This window comes from Serpens gallinarum (genome assembly GCF_014836765.1).
Classification (GTDB): Bacteria; Pseudomonadota; Gammaproteobacteria; order Pseudomonadales; family Pseudomonadaceae; genus Serpens; species Serpens gallinarum.
In genome coordinates, this window is sequence record NZ_JACSQG010000002.1 from 82,158 (window position 1) to 97,313 (window position 15,156).

Below are 15,156 nucleotides of genomic sequence, written 5' to 3' on the forward strand. Positions count from 1 at the left end.
TCCGTGAGATGAGTGAGGGAACGATGCCTATCCAAGCGCTCCGGCGACGCGGCGTCAACTGCGGCGGCTCCGGGCCCGGTGTATGCTTAGCACTTTTCCGCCCACCGACCTCGGCGGGACGCGCTACAAGGTAATTTTTCATGAGTGACCAAACCGAGGCCATCAAAGCCTATCTGCTTGATCTGCAAGACCGCATCTGCGCCGCGCTGGAAGCCGAAGACGGCCGTGCCCGTTTCGTTGAAGATGCCTGGGAGCGCCCGGGCGGCGGCGGTGGCCGCACGCGGGTGATTGGCGAGGGTGCCCTGATCGAGAAAGGTGGGGTGAATTTCTCCCATGTGTACGGCGATAACCTGCCGCCTTCGGCCAGCGCTCATCGACCGGAACTGGCCGGGCGCGGATTCCAGGCCATGGGCGTGTCGCTGGTCATCCACCCGGAAAACCCCCACGTGCCGACCTCCCACGCCAACGTGCGCCTGTTCAGCGCCGAGAAAGAAGGCGCCGAGCCCGTCTGGTGGTTTGGCGGTGGCTTCGACCTGACGCCTTACTACGCCCATGAAGAAGACTGCGTGCACTGGCACCAAGTGGCTCGCGATGCCTGCGCGCCCTTCGGCGCCGATGTCTATCCGCGCTTCAAGGCCTGGTGTGATCGCTACTTCTATATCAAGCACCGCAGTGAGCCGCGAGGCATTGGTGGCCTGTTCTTCGATGATTTCAACGAATGGGACTTCGACACCAGCTTCGCCTTCATGCGGGCCATCGGCGATGCCTACCTGGCGGCTTACCTGCCGATCGTAGAGCGCCGCAAGAACACCCCGTTTACCGAGGCTCAGCGTGAGTTTCAGGCGTTCCGTCGCGGCCGCTATGTGGAATTCAACCTGGTCTGGGACCGTGGCACCCTGTTCGGCCTGCAATCGGGCGGGCGTACCGAGTCGATCCTGATGTCCCTGCCGCCGCAGGTGCGCTGGGGCTATGACTGGAAGCCCGAGCCGGGCAGCGAAGAAGCGCGTCTGACGGAATATTTCCTACAGGATCGCGACTGGCTCGCGGACGCCTGAGTGAACCGGGTCAGCGACCTCCGGTCGTCACCGACACGCCCCAAAACCGAGGAATTACATGGACCACTACGGCGTATTCGGCAATCCCATTGGCCACAGCAAGTCGCCGCTGATCCACCGTCTGTTTGCTGAACAGACGGGCGAGCAGCTGCGTTACGAGGCGCTGGCGGCGCCGCTGGATGATTTTGCCGGTTTTGCTCGTGCGTTTTTTCGCCAAGGGCACGGCGCCAATGTCACCGTGCCGTTCAAGGAAGAGGCCTATCGCCTCGCCGATACCCTCAGCGAGCGGGCACGACGTGCCGGGGCCGTGAATACCCTGAAAAAAACTGCGGACGGCGGGTTGTTGGGCGACAACACCGACGGCGCCGGGCTGGTCCGGGACCTGAACAGCCAGGGCTTCTCGCTGCGCGGAAAACGCATCCTGATTCTCGGTGCCGGTGGTGCGGTGCGGGGCATTCTCGAGCCTTTTCTGGCCGAACAGCCGGCGCAGCTGCTGATTGCCAACCGCACCCCGGCCAAGGCCGCGCTACTGGCCGACGCCTTTGCCGATTTGGGCCCGGTCAGCGCTTGTGGCTTCGATTGGCAGGGTGAGCCGCTGGATCTGATAATCAACGGTACCTCGGCGAGCCTGGCCGGCGACGTCCCGCCGATTGGCGCGACCTTGATTCGCTCTGGCCATACGCTGTGTTACGACATGATGTATGGCGCCATGCCGACGACGTTCAACCGCTGGGCGGCCGAACAGGGCGCGCTGACCCGCGATGGGCTCGGCATGCTGGTCGAACAGGCTGCCGAGGCGTTCTTCGTCTGGCGTGGGGTGCGCCCTGAAACGGCACCGGTGATGGCCGAGCTGCGCCGCCAGCTGAGCGCCTGACGTCGGCGCTACTGATTCCGGGAGGCTGCGCACCGCGCAGCCTGCGGTTGTTATCTCAGGATCGTCGGTACATCCAGAGGCACCCGATCACCACACACACACCTAGCACCAGCGCAGCGCTGCTGACGGGATGCTCGCGGACGCATTCGCGGGCCAGGCGACTGGCTTCGCGCGTATTTTTGCTCAGGTCACCGTAGCGCTCGTTCAGGTGATGGTCATGCCACATGGATTCGGCACGGCGACGTAAGGTATCGAAACCTTTGCGGGTGCCGTGCAGGCTGTCGTGTCGAAGATCATCCAGGGCTTGTTGCAGGCGCTGAATCTCCTCAAGAACATCTTCGCGGCTTTGCGCCGCATGTGAACCGAAACGGGCCATGACAAAACCTCCCAGTGCTGAATGTGCAGGGAGTTGGACTCTCGGCGCGCCGGGAGGTGCGATGGGGTTCCCGGACTATTCTGACCCGCGCCGTTCGGCTCAATGCAGCGCCTTGCAGGGGGCGCTCACCGCCCGGCAGGACGTTTCCGCATCGATCTGCCGAACGGCATGGGCGCAAAGAGCGTTATCACCCATATACTGTATAAAAAAACAGTGTATGGGGTTTGTATGACCTTCTCCTCACCGCCACGGGGTCGCGGCACTGCCAGCAACCCGGTCAATCGCTTTGCGCCGACACGTACCGAGGCCTTTGATGACGGCTGGATGCAAGAGGTGCCGGACAGTCGCGCCACTGAAGTGCGCAGTGAAACCGCCAAGACGGTGGTCACCCGCAATCGCTCGCCCGACGTGGGCTTCGACCGCTCGGTGAATCCTTATCGCGGCTGCGAGCATGGTTGTATTTACTGTTTCGCGCGCCCCAGCCATGCCTATTGGGACCTCTCGCCGGGTATCGATTTCGAAACCCGGCTGATCGCCAAGAGCAACCTGGGGGACGTGCTTGAGGAACAGCTGAGCAAGCCGGGCTATGTACCCCAGCCTATCGCCCTGGGTGTCAACACAGACGCCTACCAGCCGATCGAGCGCCAACAGCGGCTGACGCGCCGGGCACTGGAAATCCTGCTTCGTTATCGACATCCGGTGCATATCATTACCAAAAGCTCGCTGATTCTGCGCGACCTGGACCTGCTTACGGAGTTGGCCGAACAGCGCCTGGTCAGTGTGTCCATCAGCCTGACCACTCTGGACGACGAATTGAAGCGCATCATGGAGCCGCGGGCGGCCTCACCCTCGGCGCGCCTGCGTTGTCTGCGGGTGTTGAGCGCCGAGGGTGTGCCCGTCAATGTGATGTGCGCGCCGATGATTCCGATGATCAACGATGCCGAGCTTGAGCGCCTCTTGCAGGCCGCGCGCGATGCCGGCGCGCAAACCGCAGGCTATGTCCTGTTGCGCCTACCGCTGGAGATTGCCGAGCTGTTCGAGGAATGGCTGGCCACGCATTTCCCCGAGCGAGCGGAACATGTGATGAGCCTGATTCGCCAATGTCGCGGCGGTCACGCGTATGACAGCCGCTTTGGCGTACGCATGCGCGGCGAGGGACCTTTTGCCGAGCTGCTGGCGCACCGCTTCCGCATTGCCTGCAAGCGCCTTGGACTAAACGGACGCGACGCATCGCCTGGGCTGGATTGCAGCCGGTTTGCGCCACCCAGCGACCAGATGTCGTTGTTTTAAGCTGCAACTGACTTCCGATCAGCCGGCGCTCGTTCCGCTGCCGAGCTGCAGGCCAACACCCAATTGTCGACTCAGGCAGGGCCAGTGGTGCCAAGCATCCTGCAACTGTTGGTCCCCCAGGTGATCACGGCAGGCGACCTGCTCGGCAGCGCTCAGACGTGAGGGATCAAGCAGGCCATCGACGCTGTCAAATACAGCCTGATCCAGGGCGTTTGCGAACGGCTCGCCAATCAATTGGTGGGCGAGAAGATTGGCCGTGGTGTTGTCCAAAGGGATCAGCGGACGGCCCAATTGGGCGAGGTAACGATCGTTGACTTCCTCGATCAGGCGCTGGGCCAGATAGGCGTCATCGAGTAAGGCGGCAAGGCCGGCCTCAGCGTGCAGGGGGGCCTTGAAGAATTGCACGGCAACCCGCAGCAGCGGTTCGATGTGGGCTTCCAAACCGGTTTCCCGGGCGACCGCGGCGGCCGCCTCGATCAATTCGGGAACTTGTTCGATATAGGCGCTGATAAAGTGCAGCAGCGTATCGGGCGTATTTCCATCCGGCAGCTGTATGGCCGGGTGCAAGCTTGCCAGACGCGTGCTAAGCAGATTTGCAAGCAAGCCGCTGCGGTGTTCCTCCTGCAGAGCTTCACGTATGGTTTCGCGGATGGGGGACAGGTCCATGACTACTCCTGATGAGCATTGCACTATTTACCTTAGCCGATGCGACTTTCCTGTGGTTTCGGTCGGGTAAGGGATTGCCGGTGTTGGCGAGCCGGCATAAATTGCTCTTCCAAAAAACCATGTGACTTGAGTGAGCTACTTGCTGTCGTCATGCATTGAACGTTTTCGACTAAACCACTGGAGGCAGCACGATGCCGTATAAGCACAAGGCCATTCCCATTCACGTGCGGACGGCCAGCGAGAGTGCGGATGAGGCATTGCACAGTATCGTCGATGGATTCAAACGCTTTCGTAATGAAGTGTTTCCTGCCCAAGAGGAACTGTTCAAAAGTCTGGCTACTGCCCAAAACCCACGGGCCATGTTCATTACGTGCGCTGATTCACGCATCGTTCCAGAGCTGATTACACAAAGCTCTCCCGGCGACCTGTTCGTCTGCCGCAACGTCGGTAACGTAGTTCCCGCGTACGGGCAGATGATGGGGGGCGTATCCACCGCCATCGAATACGCGGTGCTGGCGCTACACGTTCAGCACATCATTATCTGCGGCCATTCCGATTGCGGGGCGATGAAGGCGGTGCTCGACCCGGTTGCGCTGGCCAGCATGCCCACGGTACAGGCGTGGCTGCGCCATTCGGAAGTGGCCCTGCGTGTGGTCGAGGAAAATTGCGGCTGCGGCCATCACGATGTCCTGGAAATCCTCACCGAGGAAAACGTTGTCGCCCAGCTCGACCACTTGCGCACCCATCCTTCCGTGGCGGCACGGCTGGCCAGCGGGCAGCTGTTCATCCACGGTTGGGTGTACGACATCGAAAGCAGCAAAATCATTGCCTATGACTCCGAACAGGGCCGCTTCCTGCCTCTGGATGGCGACATCGTCCCCATGGCCACGCCGCGTCAGCGTTATTTCCGCAGCTGACGTTTTCGCGGCGCGCGCTGCGGTCTGATTCTTTTTTGCGGGTTCTCCGCCGCGTTGGGCGCCCTGTCCTTGGGCGCTCCCACAGCGTTTCCGGCCATTTCACCGGCGTAATTGCCAGGTGCGGGTCGCTGTCTATACTTCGACACGAACGACGTTACCTGATAGGAACCGACAGCGCCTCGCGTGCCGGTTTCGGCAGTTGAAGCGTGCAGTCTCGATTGCCGTTCCCTGGCAGCCCGGTGTTTCGGCGGGATAACAAGAACGATAGGGGAACCCGCAATGTTGCGACATCCACGACTCGGGATGGGTCTGCTGCTGTGGTCGCTATTCAGCCAGGCGCAGGCTGCATGGGACGTCAACATGTCACCCGGTGTTACCGACGTCAGCCGCTCGGTATTCGATCTGCACATGACCATTTTCTGGATCTGTGTGGTTATCGGTGTATTGGTCTTCGCCGTGATGATCTGGTCGATGATCATTCACCGTCGCTCCACGGGCCAGAAACCGGCCAATTTCCATGAAAACACTCGAATCGAAGTGCTCTGGACAGTGATTCCGCTGCTGATCCTTATCGCCATGGCGGTGCCGGCCACCCGTACGCTGATCCATATCTATGACCCCAGCGAATCGGATGTGGATATCCAGGTCACGGGTTATCAATGGAAATGGCACTACAAGTACCTGGGTCAGGATGTTGAATATTTCAGCAACATGACCACGCCGCGCGAGCAGATCAACAACCAGGCCCCTAAAGGCGAGCACTATCTGCTGGAAGTGGACAATCCGCTGGTGGTGCCGGTGGGTGCCAAGGTGCGTTTTTTGATCACCTCGGCCGATGTGATCCACTCCTGGTGGGTGCCGGCACTGGCTGTGAAAAAAGATGCCATTCCCGGCTTCGTCAACGAATCCTGGACGCGCATCGAAGAGCCGGGTTTCTACCGCGGCCAGTGCACCGAACTGTGCGGCAAGGACCATGGCTTCATGCCCGTGGTGGTGGAAGCGAAAAGCCCTGAGGATTACGCCACGTGGATGGGCGAGCGCAAGGCTGAAGCAGCCCAGCTCAAGGAGCTGACCAGCAAGGAATGGACGCGTGAGGAGCTGGTGGAGCGAGGTGGCACGGTGTATCAGACCTATTGCTCGGCCTGCCACCAGGCGGGTGGTGAAGGTCTGCCGCCCATGTTCCCGGCGCTCAAGGGTTCGCCGATCACCACCGGCCCGATGGAAGCCCACCTCAATATCGTTTTCAACGGCAAGCCCGGCACGGCCATGGCGGCCTTCGGCAGGCAGCTGTCGGAAGTGGATATCGCCGCCGTGGTGACCTACGAACGCAACGCCCTGGGTAACAGCGTCGGCGACATGCTGACGCCGCAGGACGTGCTCGCCCTCAAACAGGCCCAGGAGTAAGGACATGAGTGCAGTGATCGACCATGGTCATGCCGGACATGACCTCCACCACGGCCCAGCCAAGGGCTTGATGCGCTGGTTGCTGACCACCAATCACAAGGACATCGGCACGATGTACCTCTGGTTCAGCTTCGGCGCCTTCCTGCTCGGCGGCACCTTTGCCATGGTGATCCGCGCCGAACTGTTCCAACCCGGCTTGCAGATCGTGCAGCCGGAGTTCTTCAATCAGATGACCACCATGCACGGCCTGGTAATGGTCTTCGGCGCGGTGATGCCGGCCTTCGTCGGCCTGGCCAACTGGATGATTCCCTTGATGATCGGCGCGCCGGACATGGCTTTGCCGCGCATGAACAACTTCAGTTTCTGGTTGCTGCCGGCGGCCTTTACGCTGCTGGTCAGCACGCTGTTCATGGAAGGTGGTGGGCCGAACTTCGGCTGGACCTTCTACGCACCACTGTCCACCACCTATGCACCGGAAAGCGTGACCTTCTTTATCTTCGCCATCCACCTGATGGGCTTCAGCTCCATCATGGGCGCCATCAACGTGATCGCCACCGTGCTCAACCTGCGCGCGCCGGGCATGACGTTGATGAAAATGCCCCTCTTCGTATGGACCTGGCTGATCACGGCCTTCCTGCTGATCGGCGTGATGCCGGTGCTGGCGGGCGTGGTAACCATGATGCTGATGGATATCCACTTCAGTACCAGCTTCTTCAGTGCAGCCGGCGGCGGCGACCCGGTGCTGTTCCAGCACGTGTTCTGGTTTTTCGGTCACCCCGAGGTGTACATCATGATCTTGCCGGCCTTCGGCGCGGTCAGCTCAATCATCCCAGCTTTCTCCCGCAAGCCACTGTTCGGCTACACCTCCATGGTCTACGCCACTGGCGCCATCGCCTTCCTGTCGTTCCTGGTCTGGGCGCATCACATGTTTACCGTCGGCATTCCGCTGACCGGTGAGCTGTTCTTCATGTATGCCACCCTGCTGATCGCCGTGCCCACCGGCGTCAAGGTATTCAATTGGGCGAGCACCATGTGGCAAGGGTCGCTGACCTTCGAGGCGCCCATGCTGTTCGCGGTGGCCTTCGTCATCCTGTTCACCATCGGTGGCTTCTCGGGGCTGATGCTGGCCATCGCGCCAGCGGACTTCCAATACCACGATACCTATTTCGTGGTGGCCCACTTCCATTATGTGCTGGTGCCGGGCGCGATCTTCGGCATCTTCGCTTCGGCGTACTACTGGCTGCCCAAATGGACAGGGCACATGTACGACGAGACCTTGGCGAAGCTGCATTTCTGGATGAGCTTCGTCGGCATGAACCTGGCGTTCTTCCCGATGCATTTCGTGGGCCTGGCCGGCATGCCCAGGCGGATTCCGGACTACAACATGATGTTCGCCAATTTCAATATGGTGTCGTCGGTGGGCGCCTTTATGTTCGGCGTCACCCAGTTGCTGTTCCTGTTCATCGTCATCAAGTGCATTCGCGGCGGCAAGCCCGCCGCGGCAAAACCCTGGGATGGCGCCGAAGGGCTGGAGTGGACGGTGCCGTCGCCGGCGCCTTACCACACCTTCCAGACACCACCGGAAGTGAAATGACACGCTGGGAGTCACATCATGAGCCGAGCCATCAGTACGCCCCGTCTGGTCACCCGTCTACTGCTGCTGGCGGTGGCGATGTTCGCCTTCGGTTTCGCTCTGGTGCCCATCTATGACGTGATGTGCAAGGCCTTTGGCATCAATGGCAAAACCGCCGGCGCCTACCAGGGCTCGCAGTCCATTGACGAGTCACGCGAGGTGCGCGTGCAGTTCCTCGCCACCAATGCTGCAGGCATGACCTGGGAGTTCCAGCCGCTGACCGAAGAGATCCGCGTCCATCCCGGCGCCAGCCAGGAAATTCTCTTTATCGCCCACAACACCACGGACCAGCCGATGACTGCCCAGGCGGTGCCCAGCGTAGCGCCTTCCCGAGCGGCGGCGTATTTCCACAAGACCGAATGTTTCTGCTTCACCCAGCAAGTGTTGCAGCCCGGCGAGCGTATCGAGATGCCTGTGCGCTTCATCGTCGATCGCGACCTGCCCCGCGATGTGTATCACCTGACACTCGGCTACACGCTGTTCGATATCACTGCTCGCCAACCAGTCGCGGCCCGCCATGACGGTTAAGGAGAATAAAGAGATGGCAACTCACGAGCCGTATTTCGTTCCTTCGCAAAGCAAATGGCCGATCATTGCCAGTCTCGGCATGTTGGTGACTGTGTATGGCCTGGGCAGTTGGTTCAACGATTTGTCCGCGCAGCGGGAGAGTTCCAACGGTCCGCTGATCTTCTTCATCGGCACGCTGTTTCTGGCCTACATGCTGTTCGGCTGGTTTGGCAATGTCATCAGGGAAAGCCGGGGCGGGCTGTATAGCGCGCAAATGGATCGTTCATTCCGCTGGGGCATGACCTGGTTCATTTTTTCCGAGGTGATGTTCTTCCTCGCGTTCTTCGGCGCGCTGTTCTATGTGCGCTACTGGGCCGGCCCCTGGCTCGGCGGCGCTGGCGACAAGGGCGTGAGCAACATGCTCTGGCCGGACTTCACCTTTTCCTGGCCCCTGCTGGCCAATCCCGACTCCAAACTGTTCCCGCCGCCCACCGAAGTCATCAGCGCCTGGTCGCTGCCCTTGGTCAACACCATCCTGCTGGTCAGTTCCAGCTTCACTCTGACCTTTGCCCATCATGCGTTGAAAAACAACAACCGAACCTTGCTGAAAGCCTGGCTCGCATTGACCGTGCTGCTCGGTATTGCCTTCCTGATCCTGCAGGCCGAGGAATATGTGCATGCCTATCAGGAGCTGGGGCTGACCCTGGGCTCGGGCATCTATGGCGCTACCTTCTTCATGCTCACCGGTTTTCACGGTGCCCACGTCACCCTGGGCACCATCATCCTGATTGTCATGCTGGTACGGGTGCTACGCGGGCACTTCACACCCGAGCAGCATTTCGGCTTCGAGGCAGCAACCTGGTATTGGCACTTTGTCGACGTGGTGTGGATTGCATTGTTCATTTTTGTCTACGTGCTCTGACATGACGTCGTGGCCAGCACCCGCCTGAAGCCCGCGGTTTACCAGGTGACATGGGGCTGTAAGTGCCCAGAGTAAAACCCCCAGGCAATCAGCGACACGGTGAGTGCGGCCAGGCCGACCCGGACATACAACGCATACATCATCCGACGCCCGTGGCCCTGGTCCTTGACCATGAAAAACAGGGCGCTGAACAGGCTGATCAGAATGGCCAGCAATAACAGGAGGATCGCCGCCTTGAGCATTGCGGGACTCCGGGGGAGACGTATGAAGTTGCAGTATAGCCAGTCACTCGGTGCGTCTGGCTGGCGGCTGACACAGCATTTCAAGCCCGGCTGGCTGCCAAGCCTGTGTGTATTGTGCATGCTCCCGCTCTTGGTCGGTCTGGGCTGCTGGCAACTGGTGCGGGCGGAAGAAAAGCGCGTCCTGCTGGCCGGTCAGGAGGCCCGCCGCCAGGCCCCACCGATCCGGCTCGATGCGCTGGATCTGACCAGTCCGCCGGCCTTTCAGCGCATACGTTTGCACGGTCATTTCGAGGCCGCGCATAGCCTGTTGCTCGACAGCCGTGTGCACCAAGGCCAAGTAGGTGTCGAACTACTGCAACCGTTTCTCGACCAGCCCAGCGGCCGCTGGGTGCTGATCAATCGCGGTTGGCTGCCTTGGCCGGATCGCCGCATACCGCCACGTTTTGTCACCCCCTCCGGGGCGCTGGACGTGCTGGCCTGGGTCTATGTATCGCCGGGTCAGCCACTGGTCCTGGCTGGCGAGCGTGGAACGTCCTGGCCGCGCTTGACCAATCGGGTGGAGCTTGACGCCTTCTGGCAAGAACTGGGGCGTGACGGCCTGTCTGTTGAGTTACGCCTCGAACCAGGGCCCGCCGCGTTGGCGGTCGACTGGCCGATTGTCAGCATGAGCCCTGAAAAACACCTGGGCTATGCGGTGCAATGGTTCGCTCTGGCGGCGGCCCTGTGCGCCCTATTCATCTACTTTGGAATCCACCAGGCACGAGAGGTACGCGATGCAGCCAGCCATCGACATGAGTGAAACCCCACCGGCACGTCGCGGGCGACTGCCATTGGTCCTGATGCTGGTGATGGTGATCGGGCCAATGGTGCTGGCCACGGCCATGTATCAGTGGCGTTTCTGGGTGCCGCAGGAGCGCACCTACCACGGTGTGCTTATCGGCAATGGCCAGAGCCGCGCCGATCTGGGCATTGAGGGTGTGGCGGATGTGGGGTGGCAACTGCTGGTCACCGCACCCGATGGCTGCCGCGGCGAATGTCGCCAACTTGTCTATCTGGCCCGCCAACTGAACATCGGCCTGGGCCGCGAGGCCAGTCGCGCCAGCCATGCTCTGGCCACCGCTGGGCCGTTGGATGCCGATTACGAAGCGCAGCTGCGACGCGAATACCCGCAACTGGGGATTCATAGCTTGGATCTGCAGCGCTACGCACGCAGCGTCACTCCGACACACGAGGCGCAACTGTGGATTGTCGACCCGCTCGGCAACCTGGTTCTGCGTTACGACAGCAGCACGCCAGGCAAGGCGATTCTTCAAGACTTGCGCCTGCTGCTCAAACTGTCGCGGATCGGCTAAAGGAGCCCAGGATGCGCAAGCCCGGTTATTGGCTAAGCCTGTTCGCCTTTGCGTTGGCAGGGGTTGTGGTCCTGCTTGGCGCCTACACCCGCCTGACCCATGCCGGCCTCGGTTGTCCCGACTGGCCGGGCTGCTACGGGTTTCTCGGGGTGCCGATGAGCGAGCAGGCCCAGGCGCTGGCCGCCGCGCGGTTTCCCGAGGCGCCGCTGGAGGTGCACAAGGGCTGGAATGAAATGGTCCACCGCTACTTCGCCGGTGCCCTGGGATTGGTGATTCTTGGGCTGGCCATCCAGGCCCTGCGTCGGCGCAACGAGGTGGGACAGCCGCTCGGCTTGCCGCTGCTGTTGCTGGGTGTGGTGATCACCCAGGCTCTGTTCGGCATGTGGACGGTCACCCTGCAACTCTGGCCGCAAGTGGTCACCGCGCACCTGCTGGGTGGCTTTGCCACCTTGGCGCTCCTGTTTCTGCTCAGCGTTCGCCTGTCCGGATACGGGGCGGCGGTGTCACCCATCCCGAGGCGCCTGCGCCGGCTGGCTGGAGTGGCCTTGCTGTTGGCTATCGGCCAGATCACGCTGGGTGGTTGGGTCAGCTCCAACTATGCGGCGGTGGCCTGCCCGGATTTTCCCACCTGCCAGGGCGTGTGGTGGCCCGACATGGATTTTGCCAACGGTTTAAACCTCACCCAGCATATTGGCCCCAATTACCTGGGTGGCCTGCTGTACGGCGATGCCCGCACAGCCATCCACATGAGCCACCGTCTAGGCGCGCTGGTCCTGAGTCTGGTGTTGCTGCTGCTGGCTTGGCAGTTGTGGCGTCATAGGCGCGGCAGGTTGGCTGCCTTGCTGGTGCTGGCGCTGGGTATACAGCTCGGCCTGGGCGTGGCCAACGTATTGCTGCACCTGCCGCTGGCGGTGGCCGTGGCGCATAACGGCGGCGGCGCGGCGCTTTTGCTGGTGCTGGTGCTGATCAATGAACGGCTACGCAGTCCGCTGGCCGAGCGCTGCACTGGGCCGCTGGACGCCTGGGGAAAACCCCTTGTGGATATCAGGCCGTTGAAAAATGTAGGCGAGGCAGGCAGGACGAGGCGAAAACAGCCGAAGAAGCGCAGTTTAGGTGTTCTAAATGAGCATTCCGAGACTGTTTTTAACGACGTATTGCCAACGCAGGTAGGTTTTAAACGGCCTGATAACTCTTGAGCCTGAGCAAAAGGAGCATCGTCATGACCCCTGTCTTGAGCCAAACCCACCTCAACGCTACGTGGCGTGACTATCTGGAACTGACCAAGCCCAAGGTTGTGGTGCTGATGCTGATTACCTCGCTGGTCGGCATGTTTCTGGCTACTCGGGCGGGAGTGCCCTGGACAGTGCTGGTGTTCGGCAACCTAGGTATTGCCTTGTGCGCCGGTGCGGCGGCGGCGGTCAATCATGTCGTCGACCGGCGTATCGATGCGCTGATGGCGCGCACCCACAAGCGGCCGGTGACCGCGGGCCGGGTGTCGCCGGGTGCCGCGCTGGGTTTTGCCCTGCTGCTCGCCCTGCTCGGCCAGGCGCTACTACTGGTCTTCACCAATCCGCTGACCGCTTGGCTGACGCTGGCTTCGTTGCTTGGTTACGCGGTGCTCTACACCGGTTTTCTCAAGCGCGCCACGCCACAGAACATCGTCATCGGCGGGCTGGCCGGTGCGGCGCCGCCGCTGCTTGGCTGGGTGGCGGTCAGCGGCCATATAAGCGCTGAGGCGCTGCTGCTGGTGCTGATCATCTTCGCTTGGACACCGCCGCACTTCTGGGCGCTGGCGATCCACCGCAAGGCCGAGTACGCCAAGGCGGATATTCCCATGCTGCCGGTAACCCATGGCGAGCAGTACACCAAAGTGCATATCCTGCTCTACACGCTGATCCTGCTGGCAGTCAGCCTGCTGCCGTTTGTCATTCACATGAGCGGCCCGTTGTACCTGGTCAGCGCGCTGCTGCTCGGCGGTCGTTTCCTGTTTTGGGCCTGGGCGTTGTACCGTGACAGCCGACCTCACGCGGCGATCAATACATTCAAGTACTCGATCGCCTACCTGTTTTTGTTGTTTATCGCGCTTTTGCTCGATCACTACCTGAAGTTGAATGTATGACCCGAATCCACACCACCGTTTTTATCCTCGTTGCGCTGATCGCCGTGGTGATCGGCCTGACTGTCTCCAAGGCGCTGAATCGCCAAGACCAGGTCAATCCCGCCCAGTTGCTGGATGCCGGCATCGTTTTGCTGCCACAAGGCCGGCCGATGCCGGATGTGCGATTAATCGACCAGAACGGCGCAGTCCAGCCCGTCGATCAGCTGCAAGGCGCTTGGACCGTGCTGTTCTTCGGCTACACCTTTTGCCCGGACATCTGCCCGACAACGCTGGCCGAGTTGCGCCAGCTCAAGGGTATGTTGCCCGAGGAAATCCGGCGCAACCTGCGGGTGGTGCTGGTCAGTGTCGACCCCGCCCGTGACACGCCGCAGCAGCTCAAGGAGTACCTGGGCTTTTTTGATGCCGAATTTCGTGGTCTGACCGGCGAGCTGGCGGATATCCAGAAATTGTCCAACAGCGTGGGCATCCCTTTCATTCCCGGCGACGAGAGCAAACCGAATTACACCGTGGATCACAGCGGTAACTTGGCCCTTATCGGCCCGGACGGTCGCCAGCGCGGTTTTATTCGCGGACCACTGAACAATGCCAAGCTGGCCGCCCAGTTGCCGACGCTGCTGGCAGGCGAAGGATAAAAACCGGCCTGTGTAGGGTGGACCGCCACCCGGTGGATCGCCACCCGGGGGATTGATGAAGCGCGATCCATCCTACAAACCGGTGCTCATGCCAGCGGTTCTGTAACCCGCTCCCACCCCCGCTTCCTGAACGGGCAGCGAACCGGCTAGCCCGGGCACGGTCACAATCCCCACAACGGTTCGCCAAACGGCCTCGTGGGGAAGCCAGGATGCCCTTGCTCAAACTGCTGCACCTTGCCGCCTTGCTGTGCTGGTGCGGCGCCCTGCTCTACTTGCCGGCCCTGATTGCCGCCGGAACCCGCCATAGCGATGCGCTGTTCTATCGTGATCACGCCCACCTGACACGCTGGGTGTTCACGCTCTTTGCTACGCCAGCGGCGCTGCTGGCCATTGGCTCAGGCACGGTCCTGTTTCTACGCGATGGCACCCTGGCAGGCTGGCTGATTCTCAAGCTCAGCGTGGTCGCCGCCATGGTGCTCTGTCATGCCTTGTGCGGCGTGTTGGTGCTGCGCATCGAGCGCGAGCCGCAGCGTCGTGTGGCGGCGGAGTGCGCGGCGTTGGGCAGTCTGGCAACGGTATTGATCGGCCTGACGTTGTGGCTGGTCCTGGCCAAGCCCCTGTGAGCCGGAGGACCGCTCAGGCTATTGAGCGCGGGCTATTCGGTCTGCACGCCCACCGCATGTTCATAGACCAGCCGCCCGCCGAGAAAGGCGGCCAGGCCAATCAGCCCGGCCGTCAGCACGGACAGGTACAGAGCCCACAGCGCCACGGCCTCGCTCACCAGGGTCTCGTAGCGCAGCAGCCAGTTCAGCGAGGCCAGCGACAGCATCATCACGGCGAGGATGGCGTGGCACCAGGCGGTGATCTTGCGGCGAATTTCCGCCACGGTGAGCAGATCGATCAATCCGGCCAGGCTGGCTACCCAGCCGCCGAACGCGCCGACTCCCGCCAGCCAGACGCCGGCGCGCCACCAGAACACATCGTCGGTCCACAAAAACGCCAAGTCCACCGGCACCAAGCCGAGCAAGGCGGCCACCGGAAAGTGAATCAGCATCGGATGCAGCGGGTGCTGGCCGATGGCGGCATTACTGGTAATCGGCTCGCGTACGTTGGGCACCGCTGTTTCCCCTGGTTGGCACGTCCGGCTGGCCGTGTTCAGCAATGGAC

The 15,156-nt window shown here is 61.5% G+C and carries 17 protein-coding genes and 1 pseudogene; 14 read left to right on the plus strand and 4 right to left on the minus strand.

Going from position 1 to position 15,156, the window contains the following annotated elements; translation table 11 throughout:
- The first annotated feature begins 140 nt into the window (after window positions 1–140).
- Both hemF and aroE read left to right on the plus strand, forming a co-directional pair.
- A complete protein-coding gene (hemF, locus tag H9642_RS05610) occupies window positions 141–1,055 on the plus strand; it encodes an oxygen-dependent coproporphyrinogen oxidase (RefSeq protein ID WP_251835446.1) in 915 nt (304 codons plus the stop codon).
- A 58-nt stretch (window positions 1,056–1,113) separates the two neighbouring features.
- On the plus strand, window positions 1,114–1,929 hold the full coding sequence (gene aroE, locus H9642_RS05615) for a shikimate dehydrogenase (protein ID WP_251835447.1): 816 nt from the start codon (window positions 1,114–1,116) through the stop codon (window positions 1,927–1,929).
- A 55-nt stretch (window positions 1,930–1,984) separates the two neighbouring features.
- Here the strand turns inward: aroE and H9642_RS05620 are convergent, their stop codons facing one another.
- The gene (locus H9642_RS05620; RefSeq protein WP_251835448.1) at window positions 1,985–2,305 is read right to left on the minus strand and encodes an ElaB/YgaM/YqjD family protein; all 321 of its coding nucleotides are present in this window, start codon (window positions 2,303–2,305) and stop codon (window positions 1,985–1,987) included.
- 228 nt (window positions 2,306–2,533) lie between these two features.
- On the opposite strand from H9642_RS05620, the gene H9642_RS05625 reads away from it, so the two are divergent.
- Window positions 2,534–3,595, plus strand: a complete 1,062-nt coding sequence (locus H9642_RS05625) for a PA0069 family radical SAM protein (protein ID WP_251835449.1) — start codon at window positions 2,534–2,536, stop codon at window positions 3,593–3,595.
- 18 nt (window positions 3,596–3,613) lie between these two features.
- On the opposite strand, the gene H9642_RS05630 is transcribed toward H9642_RS05625, so the two are convergent.
- Entirely contained in the window at window positions 3,614–4,261 is a 648-nt protein-coding gene (locus tag H9642_RS05630; RefSeq protein ID WP_251835450.1) for a hypothetical protein, read from the minus strand.
- 191 nt (window positions 4,262–4,452) lie between these two features.
- Between H9642_RS05630 and H9642_RS05635 the strand changes: the two genes are divergently transcribed.
- From H9642_RS05635 to H9642_RS05655, 5 genes are all read left to right on the plus strand, one after another.
- Window positions 4,453–5,178: a carbonic anhydrase gene (locus H9642_RS05635; protein ID WP_251835451.1), complete on the plus strand. Its 726-nt coding sequence runs from the start codon at window positions 4,453–4,455 to the stop codon at window positions 5,176–5,178.
- 279 nt (window positions 5,179–5,457) lie between these two features.
- Complete coding sequence (coxB, locus tag H9642_RS05640) at window positions 5,458–6,582, plus strand: cytochrome c oxidase subunit II (RefSeq protein WP_251835452.1); 1,125 nt, start codon at window positions 5,458–5,460, stop codon at window positions 6,580–6,582.
- Between the two features lie 4 nt (window positions 6,583–6,586).
- Window positions 6,587–8,176, plus strand: coding sequence for a cytochrome c oxidase subunit I (ctaD, locus tag H9642_RS05645; protein WP_251835453.1), 1,590 nt, complete (start codon window positions 6,587–6,589; stop codon window positions 8,174–8,176).
- Between the two features lie 18 nt (window positions 8,177–8,194).
- On the plus strand, window positions 8,195–8,743 hold the full coding sequence (locus tag H9642_RS05650) for a cytochrome c oxidase assembly protein (RefSeq protein WP_251835454.1): 549 nt from the start codon (window positions 8,195–8,197) through the stop codon (window positions 8,741–8,743).
- A 13-nt stretch (window positions 8,744–8,756) separates the two neighbouring features.
- A complete protein-coding gene (locus H9642_RS05655) occupies window positions 8,757–9,644 on the plus strand; it encodes a cytochrome c oxidase subunit 3 (protein ID WP_251835455.1) in 888 nt (295 codons plus the stop codon).
- A gap of 38 nt (window positions 9,645–9,682) precedes the next feature.
- On the opposite strand, the gene H9642_RS05660 is transcribed toward H9642_RS05655, so the two are convergent.
- On the minus strand, window positions 9,683–9,886 hold the full coding sequence (locus H9642_RS05660) for a twin transmembrane helix small protein (RefSeq protein WP_251835456.1): 204 nt from the start codon (window positions 9,884–9,886) through the stop codon (window positions 9,683–9,685).
- Window positions 9,887–9,908: 22 nt separating this feature from the next.
- Here H9642_RS05660 and H9642_RS05665 point away from each other — a divergent pair, with 22 nt between their 5' ends.
- The 6 genes and pseudogenes from H9642_RS05665 (at window position 9,909) to H9642_RS05690 (ending at window position 14,612) form a co-directional block, all read left to right on the plus strand.
- A complete protein-coding gene (locus tag H9642_RS05665; protein WP_251835457.1) occupies window positions 9,909–10,685 on the plus strand; it encodes an SURF1 family protein in 777 nt (258 codons plus the stop codon).
- The gene (locus H9642_RS05670) at window positions 10,660–11,238 is read left to right on the plus strand and encodes a PA_0111/PP_0108 family redox-active disulfide protein (RefSeq protein WP_251835458.1); all 579 of its coding nucleotides are present in this window, start codon (window positions 10,660–10,662) and stop codon (window positions 11,236–11,238) included. Before H9642_RS05665 ends, H9642_RS05670 begins: the two co-directional genes overlap by 26 nt.
- A gap of 11 nt (window positions 11,239–11,249) precedes the next feature.
- A pseudogene (locus H9642_RS05675) lies at window positions 11,250–12,227 on the plus strand (COX15/CtaA family protein); the annotation flags it as partial.
- Window positions 12,228–12,457: 230 nt separating this feature from the next.
- Window positions 12,458–13,357, plus strand: a complete 900-nt coding sequence (gene cyoE / locus H9642_RS05680; RefSeq protein ID WP_251835460.1) for a heme o synthase — start codon at window positions 12,458–12,460, stop codon at window positions 13,355–13,357.
- Window positions 13,354–13,989 carry an SCO family protein gene (locus H9642_RS05685; RefSeq protein ID WP_251835461.1) on the plus strand — a complete coding sequence of 212 codons (636 nt, stop codon included), beginning with the start codon at window positions 13,354–13,356 and terminating at the stop codon, window positions 13,987–13,989. Before cyoE ends, H9642_RS05685 begins: the two co-directional genes overlap by 4 nt.
- Before the next feature lie 209 nt (window positions 13,990–14,198).
- On the plus strand, window positions 14,199–14,612 hold the full coding sequence (locus H9642_RS05690) for a CopD family protein (protein WP_251835462.1): 414 nt from the start codon (window positions 14,199–14,201) through the stop codon (window positions 14,610–14,612).
- Window positions 14,613–14,644: 32 nt separating this feature from the next.
- Here the strand turns inward: H9642_RS05690 and H9642_RS05695 are convergent, their stop codons facing one another.
- Window positions 14,645–15,106, minus strand: a complete 462-nt coding sequence (locus H9642_RS05695; RefSeq protein ID WP_251835463.1) for a DUF2231 domain-containing protein — start codon at window positions 15,104–15,106, stop codon at window positions 14,645–14,647.
- Window positions 15,107–15,156: the final 50 nt, after the last annotated feature.